Origin of the sequence: Kocuria rhizophila, assembly GCF_003667225.1 — a bacterium.
In the GTDB taxonomy this organism is placed as follows: domain Bacteria; phylum Actinomycetota; class Actinomycetes; order Actinomycetales; family Micrococcaceae; genus Kocuria; species Kocuria rhizophila.
This window is the reverse complement of record NZ_RCOM01000103.1, coordinates 1-7118: the sequence shown is the minus strand read 5'-3', so window position 1 is coordinate 7118 and position 7118 is coordinate 1. Positions and strand designations below refer to the sequence as shown.

The following is a 7118-nucleotide window of genomic DNA, read 5'->3' as shown; positions in this document are numbered from 1 at the left end:
CCACGGCGGCCTGCCTCCGCAGAACCGCGGGCCGGTGCGCGGCGACCACGCGGACGGTGCCCTCGACCAGCATGCGGTCACGGGGTCCGGCGCACACCAGACGGGAACCGCGGGTGCCGCGCCCACGGGGGCCGGGCGGGCGGCGTCGCCCACCGGAGGCACCGCGCGCGGTGAGGAGACGGGAACGAGCGAGTACGCGGGGACCTACGACCCCGTGGTGGACCCCGCTCTGGACACCCCCGCCAAGCGCGGCGTCTCCGGGACGGTGTGGGCCGCGCTGGTCGTGGGCGTGGTCGTGCTGATCCTGCTGCTGGTCTTCATCATCCAGAACAACGTGGCCACCCAGTTCGAGTTCCTCGCCTGGAGCTTCTCCCTGCCCCTGGGGGTGGCCATGCTGCTCTCGGCCATTGCGGGCGCGCTCATCATGGCGCTCGTGGGCTCCGTGCGGATGTTCACGCTGAGCCACCGGCTGCGCAAGCTCGAAAGGGAGCGCGAGCGGATCAAGCACGCCCTGCAGGGCTGACCCCGCGCGGCGGCCACTGCCGACCACGGCGCACGGCGACCGACCCCCGGGGCGGTGCCGTGCGCCGTCGTCATCCCGGCGGCGGGCACCGCAGCGGCACGGCGGCGCCCGGCAGCGTGGGCCCGCCAGCCGATCACGGCCCGTCCCGGCAGGGTTCGCGGGGCCCCACTGCGGGTAGGCTGGAGGGCAGCCCCAGTGACCGTCGATGCAAGGAGTCATTGTCCATGCCCAAGATCATCTACACCGAGACCGACGAAGCGCCCATGCTGGCCACGTACTCGTTCAAGCCCATGGTCGAGGCGTTCGCGTCCACCGCCGGGGTGGAGGTCGAGACCCGGGACATCTCCCTGGCCGCCCGCATCCTCGCGCAGTTCCCGGACCGGCTCACGGACGAGCAGCGCGTCCCGGACACCCTCGCGGAGCTCGGTGAGCTCGCGAAGACCCCGGAAGCCAACATTGTGAAGCTTCCCAACATCTCCGCCTCCATCCCGCAGCTCAAGGCCACCATCAAGGAGTTGCAGGCGGACGGCTACGACCTGCCGGACTACCCGGAGGACGCCTCCTCGGACGAGGCCAAGGACATCCGCGCGCGCTACGACCGAGTCAAGGGCTCCGCCGTGAACCCGGTGCTGCGCGAGGGCAACTCGGACCGCCGGGCGCCCAAGGCCGTCAAGGAGTACGCCAAGAAGCACCCGCACACCATGGGCGCGTGGTCAAAGAACTCCAAGACCAACGTGGCCACCCTGGGTCACGACGACTTCCGCACCAACGAGCAGTCCGTGGTGATGCCCGCGGACGACACCCTCACCATCCAGCTGGTCAGCGACGGGAAGACCACCGTGCTCAAGCAGTCGGTGCCCGTGCTCGCCGGCGAGGTGGTGGACGCCACGTTCATGAGTGCCGCCGCCCTGGACGAGTTCCTGAAGGCCCAGGTGGCCCGCGCCAAGGAGGAGGGCATCCTGCTCTCCGCCCACCTCAAGGCCACCATGATGAAGGTCTCGGACCCCATCATCTTCGGCCACGTGGTCAGCGCGTTCTTCCAGGACGTGATGGAGCGCTACGGCGCGGACCTGGCCAAGGCCGGGCTCTCCCCCAACGACGGACTGGCCGGGATCCTCTCGGGCCTCGACGCCCTCGAGAACGGCGCCGAGATCAAGGCCGCGTTCCAGGAGGCCATCGACAACGGCCCCGAGCTGGCCTACGTGAACTCGGACAAGGGCATCACCAACCTGCACGTGCCCTCGGACGTGATCGTGGACGCCTCCATGCCCGCGATGATCCGCACCTCCGGCCAGATGTGGGGCCGCGAGGGCGAGCAGAAGGACACCCTGGCCGTGCTGCCGGACTCCTCCTACGCCGGTGTGTACCAGACCGTGATCGACGACTGCCGCGAGAACGGCGCGTACGACCCCACCACCATGGGCACCGTGCCGAACGTGGGTCTCATGGCGCAGAAGGCCGAGGAGTACGGCTCCCACGACAAGACCTTTGAGATCACCGAGGCTGGCACCGTGCAGGTGGTCAACTCTGCCGGGGACGTGCTCATGTCCCACGACGTTCAGCCGGGTGACATCTGGCGTGCGTGCCAGGCCAAGGACGCCCCCATCAAGGACTGGGTGCAGCTGGCCGTGCGCCGCTCCCGCGAGTCCGGGATGCCCGCCGTGTTCTGGCTGGACGAGTCCCGCGCGCACGACCGCAACCTGATCGAGAAGGTGAACACGTACCTCGCGCAGGAGGACACGGACGGGCTGGACATCCGCATCCTCTCCCCCGTGGCGGCCACCAAGTTCACCATCGACCGGATCCGCCGCGGCGAGGACACCATCTCGGTGACCGGCAACGTGCTGCGCGACTACCTCACGGACCTGTTCCCCATCCTGGAACTGGGCACCTCCGCGAAGATGCTGTCGATCGTGCCGCTCATGAACGGCGGCGGCCTGTTCGAGACCGGTGCCGGCGGCTCTGCCCCCAAGCACGTGCAGCAGCTGCAGGCGGAGAACCACCTGCGCTGGGACTCCCTCGGTGAGTTCCTCGCCCTCGCGGCGTCCTTCGAGCACCTCGCCACGCGCTTCGACAACCCCAAGGCGCAGGTTCTCGCGGACACCCTGGACCGGGCCACGGGCACGTTCCTGAACGAGAACAAGTCCCCGTCCCGCAAGGTCAACGAGCTGGACAACCGCGGTTCGCACTTCTACCTGGCCATGTACTGGGCCGAGGAGCTCGCGCGGCAGACCGAGGACGCCGAGCTGGCCCAGGCCTTCCAGGGGGTCGCCTCCGAGCTGCGCGCCAACGAGGAGACCATCAACGCCGAGCTGCTCGGCGTTCAGGGCTCCCCCGCGGACCTGGGCGGCTACTACTGGCCCAAGCCGGAGCTGGTGTCGGGCGTCATGCGCCCGTCCGCCACGCTGAACCGGATCATGGGCTCCCTCACGGCCTGATCCGCTCCGCACGCGGCGCACCTCCGGGCGCGCCGCGTGCCCGGCGCGGTCCTCGCACCACGCCCTCCTATGACGACGCCGCCGCGCCCCCTTTTATGGAGACGCGGCGGCGTGGTTCTGTCTGGGGCGCGGCCCGGCGAGGGCAACGAGCTCCCGCAGGGGCGGCGCGCCACGCACGGGTCAGGAGGGCACGAGCTCAGTCCGCCCTGTCCCGGGGCGTGAGGTACCGGTCAGGACAGGGCGGCCACGGCGGCGTCGTAGTCCGGCTCCTGCGAGATCTCCGGGACGAGCTGGCTGTGGACCACCTGACCGTTCTCGTCCACGACCACCACGGCGCGGGCGAGCAGACCCTGCAGCGGGCCGTCCGTCATGGTCACGCCGTAGTCCTCACCGAAGGACGAGCGGAACGCGGAGGCGGTGACCACGTTGTCCAGGCCCTCGGCGCCGCAGAAGCGCGCCTGGGCGAACGGGAGGTCCTTGGACACGCACAGCACGGTGGTGTTCTGCAGCTCGGACGCGCGCTGGTTGAACTCCCGCACGGACTGGGCGCACACGCCGGTGTCCAGGGACGGGAAGATGTTGAGCACCATGCGCTGGCCGGTGAACTCCTCCGAGGCCACCGGCCCCAGATCGGCGCCGACCAGGTCGAAGGAGCGGACGGACGTGCCCTCGGCGGGCAGCTCGCCCACGGTGTGCACGGGATTTCCTTGCATTGCAGTTTCAGCCATGACTCCATTCTGACCGGGCGCGGCACACGCCGACAGGAGCTTCCGCCGTGCGCTGAACAGGTGCTGTTGATAGCCTCGGAGCCACCGCACCCCCGTGTGACGCACCACACAGGCGTCACCCGTTCCAGGAGGAGAACCCGTGAGCCTCACACCCGTCACCGTGGCCGTCACCGGAGCCGCCGGCCAGATCGGCTACAGCCTGCTCTTCCGGATCGCGCACGGAGACCTCCTGGGCCGTGAACGCCCCGTCCGCCTGCGGCTGCTCGAGATCCCGTCCGCGCTGCCCGCCCTGGAGGGCACGGTCATGGAGCTGCAGGACTGCGCGTTCCCGCTGCTCGCGGACGTGGAGATCGGCTCGGACCCCCGAAAGGTGTTCGACGGCGCCCAGCTGGCCCTGCTCGTCGGCGCCCGCCCGCGGTCCAAGGGCATGGAGCGCGGTGACCTCCTGGAGGCCAACGGCGCGATCTTCACCGAGCAGGGCAAGGCCCTGAACGACGTGGCGGACCACGACGTCCGCGTGGTGGTCACCGGCAACCCCGCCAACACGAACGCGCTGATCGCCCAGCGCAACGCCCCGGACATTCCCGCGTCCCGGTTCAGCGCGCTCACCCGGCTGGACCACAACCGGGCCGTGGCCATGCTCGCGGCGAAGACCGGGGCGGCGGTGAACGACGTCAAGCACCTGTCCGTGTGGGGCAACCACTCCGCCACCCAGTACCCGGACCTGGACCACGCCAGGGTGGCCGGTCGCCCGGCCCTGGACCTGGTGTCCCGCGAGTGGGTCGAGGACACCTTCATCCCCACGGTGGCCAAGCGCGGTGCGGCGATCCTGGAAGCCCGCGGGGCGTCGTCGGCAGCATCTGCGGCGAATGCCACGATCGACCACGCCCGGGACCTGATGCTGGGCAACCACCGCGGAGACTGGACCTCGATGTCCGTGGTCTCGGACGGCTCCTACGGTGTGCCGGAGGGGCTGGTCAGCTCTTTCCCGGTGACCACGTCCGGAGGGGACTGGTCCATCGTGCAGGGTCTGGACATCTCCGAGTTCTCGCGTGCGCGCATCGACGCCTCCGTGGCGGAGCTGGAGTCGGAGCGCGCCGCGGTGGATGAACTGGGCCTGATCTGATCGGCCGCGAGCGCGCCGAGGTACCGGGGCCGGACAAGATTCTCCTCCGGCCCGCATGCCGTGCGGACGACAGGATCCTGGCCCAGATCGACCATGCGGGATGGTCCCCACGCACCGATCCCGGTGATCACTGGAGTGCCGACCGTCCTTTCTTCGGACCAGCCACCAGAACCACGGTGCAGGACGTGCTGGTGGCCTGCCGGTCCGGGAGCATCGTGGGCTACGTCAAGATTCGCCCCGAGTCGGGGCCGTTCGGCGATTGGTACATCGCCGGACTGGCGGTGGCTCCAGCAGCACGCCACCAGGGAGTGGCCCGCCAGCTCGTACGCGCGGCGTTGGACCGAGCCGCTCAGCACGACGGCCACCAGGTCTGGCTGAAGGTGCTGTCCACCAATGTCCCCGCCATCCGGCTGTTCTTGTCCCTCGGCTTCGTGGAACTCTCGCGGACCTCGGGGGCCTTCGAGCAGCGACCGGGCGCGGATGACCTGCGGCTCGCCTGCTCGTTGGAGAGTGTCTCGACCGGCCGCGTTACCTGAACAGTCAGCTCACCATGCCGCAGAACCGATATGACCCATCCGGAGAATCGTCGCGGAGCGAGGCAGGTGCGCTGTTCCGGATCATGAGGCGTTGCGAGGACTTACCCACCGGATGTTTACCCGCATCGATGCCTCCGTGGCGGAGCTGGAGCCGGACCGCGCCGACCCGGGGCTGTGCCGAGGTGGTCCCGGGCAGCTCATGCTGTGAAGTGGAGTAAATGCACCGCGGGCCCGTTCCCGGTGCATTTACTCCACTAGAGAGCGCACACGGCCAGCTGCGGGCGGGTCAGGTCTGCCGTGTCGAGTCAGGCCCGCGCGGCGTCGAGGGCTGCTCGGAAGGCGGTTTCCGCCTCCGCCGAGAACGGCACGAACACCACCGTCTCCACGGTCGTGTCCGTGTGCAGCACCGTGTTCACCGCGATCTGCGTGGCACTGTCCATGGGCCAGCCGTAGATGCCCGCGGAGATGGCCGGGAACGCCACGGACGTGGCACCGATCTCGTCCGCCACGCGCAGCGACTCCCGGTAGCAGGACGCCAGGATGTCGCTCTTGTCCTTCGTCTTGGCGTAGACCGGGCCCACCGTGTGGATGACCCAGCGCGCGGGGAGGTCGTAGCCGTCCGTGGCCACGGCCTGCCCCGCGGGCAGACCGTCCTTGAGCGTGGTCTCCCGCAACTTCCGGCACTCCGCGAGCAGCTGCTTGCCCGCCGCCCGGTGGATCGCGCCGTCCACTCCCCCGCCGCCGAGCAGCTTGGAGTTGGCGGCGTTGACGATCGCGTCCGTCTCCACCGTGGTGATGTCGCCCTTGCGGATCTCGATGTTCATGGCCCAACCCTACTGCGCACGACGACGGCGGCCCCTCGAGACGGCGCCGCTCACTCGTACGCGGGGCCCACGTACATCCAGCGCTTCGCGCGCCTGGCGAACTCGGAGACCTCGTGCAGCTCCAGCGACCGCCCCTCGTTCACGTGGGCCGCGGTGAACTCCACGATCCCGTGCTCGTCCTCGGGCCCGCCGTCCACTGTGCTGTCCACCCGCAGACCCATCCACCGGGTCTCGGGGTCGATGGAGATCTCCGCCGGGCGGGTCAGGGGGTGCCACGTGCGGAACAGGTGGTCCTCCGCGCCCAGGACGTAGGCCGTGTACCGCGAGCGCATCAGCGTCTCGGCCGTGTCCGGCCACGTCTCGTTGTTCAGCGCGGGACCGCAGCACTCGTTCAGGGACGCACCGGCAGGCAGACCACCGCAGGGACACACGTTCATGCTCCCCGAGAGTACCCGCACCCGCTTCCCGCGCAGAGCGACCCTTGCCGCCGGGCACGGACCGGCCGGCGGGGCATCCCAACGGGCAGTCGAGTTCCCGTGGTCGCGCCTCGGGCGGGTCCACACGCCGGAGCACGACCGCCCCGTCGGGGCCATCGGTGGGCGACATCGGTGGGGCCCGTGCTCAGGCGGGCGGCGCGGCGGCCAGCGCCAGGGCGTCGTCGAGCATCTGCTCGGTGAGCAGGCCCGTGAAGGTGTTGCGCTGGCTCACGTGGTAGCAGCCCACGAGCCGCACGTCCCGCCCGTCGTAGGTGCGCAGGGGCACGACGACGCCGTGCCCGAACTTGGGGCGCGGCCGGGGCACCTCCCAGCCCATCCGCACGGCCGCGGCGAGCACCGTCTGCCACGCGATGCCGCCAAGGGCCAGGATGCCGCGGAGTTCGGTGAGCAGGGCGATCTCGCGGTCGAACCAGCCACCGCACGCGGCCTTCTCGTCGGGGGGGGGC

At 70.1% G+C, this 7118-nt stretch carries 8 protein-coding genes; 4 read left to right on the top strand and 4 right to left on the bottom strand.

The window, feature by feature from the left end:
• Positions 1-523 (top strand): LapA family protein (locus tag D9R02_RS12135; protein ID WP_259463954.1); only part of this gene is annotated, 523 nt, incomplete at its 5' end.
• A gap of 224 nt (positions 524-747) precedes the next feature.
• Positions 748-2961: an NADP-dependent isocitrate dehydrogenase gene (locus tag D9R02_RS10770; RefSeq protein ID WP_121566892.1), complete on the top strand. Its 2214-nt coding sequence runs from the start codon at positions 748-750 to the stop codon at positions 2959-2961.
• A 230-nt stretch (positions 2962-3191) separates the two neighbouring features.
• On the opposite strand, the gene tpx is transcribed toward D9R02_RS10770, so the two are convergent.
• Positions 3192-3689, bottom strand: coding sequence for a thiol peroxidase (gene tpx / locus D9R02_RS10765; RefSeq protein ID WP_047978054.1), 498 nt, complete (start codon positions 3687-3689; stop codon positions 3192-3194).
• Positions 3690-3828: 139 nt separating this feature from the next.
• Between tpx and D9R02_RS10760 the strand changes: the two genes are divergently transcribed.
• Both D9R02_RS10760 and D9R02_RS10755 read left to right on the top strand, forming a co-directional pair.
• Positions 3829-4815, top strand: coding sequence for a malate dehydrogenase (locus D9R02_RS10760; protein ID WP_019309505.1), 987 nt, complete (start codon positions 3829-3831; stop codon positions 4813-4815).
• Complete coding sequence (locus D9R02_RS10755; RefSeq protein ID WP_082141965.1) at positions 4812-5351, top strand: GNAT family N-acetyltransferase; 540 nt, start codon at positions 4812-4814, stop codon at positions 5349-5351. Before D9R02_RS10760 ends, D9R02_RS10755 begins: the two co-directional genes overlap by 4 nt.
• 305 nt (positions 5352-5656) lie before the next feature.
• On the opposite strand, the gene D9R02_RS10750 is transcribed toward D9R02_RS10755, so the two are convergent.
• From D9R02_RS10750 to D9R02_RS10740, 3 genes are all read right to left on the bottom strand, one after another.
• Positions 5657-6175: an O-acetyl-ADP-ribose deacetylase gene (locus D9R02_RS10750; RefSeq protein WP_019309508.1), complete on the bottom strand. Its 519-nt coding sequence runs from the start codon at positions 6173-6175 to the stop codon at positions 5657-5659.
• Between the two features lie 50 nt (positions 6176-6225).
• Positions 6226-6612 carry a YchJ family protein gene (locus D9R02_RS10745; protein ID WP_019309509.1) on the bottom strand — a complete coding sequence of 129 codons (387 nt, stop codon included), beginning with the start codon at positions 6610-6612 and terminating at the stop codon, positions 6226-6228.
• Positions 6613-6796: 184 nt separating this feature from the next.
• The coding region (locus D9R02_RS10740; RefSeq protein WP_498071526.1) for a uracil-DNA glycosylase family protein at positions 6797-7118 on the bottom strand (322 nt) is incomplete at its 5' end.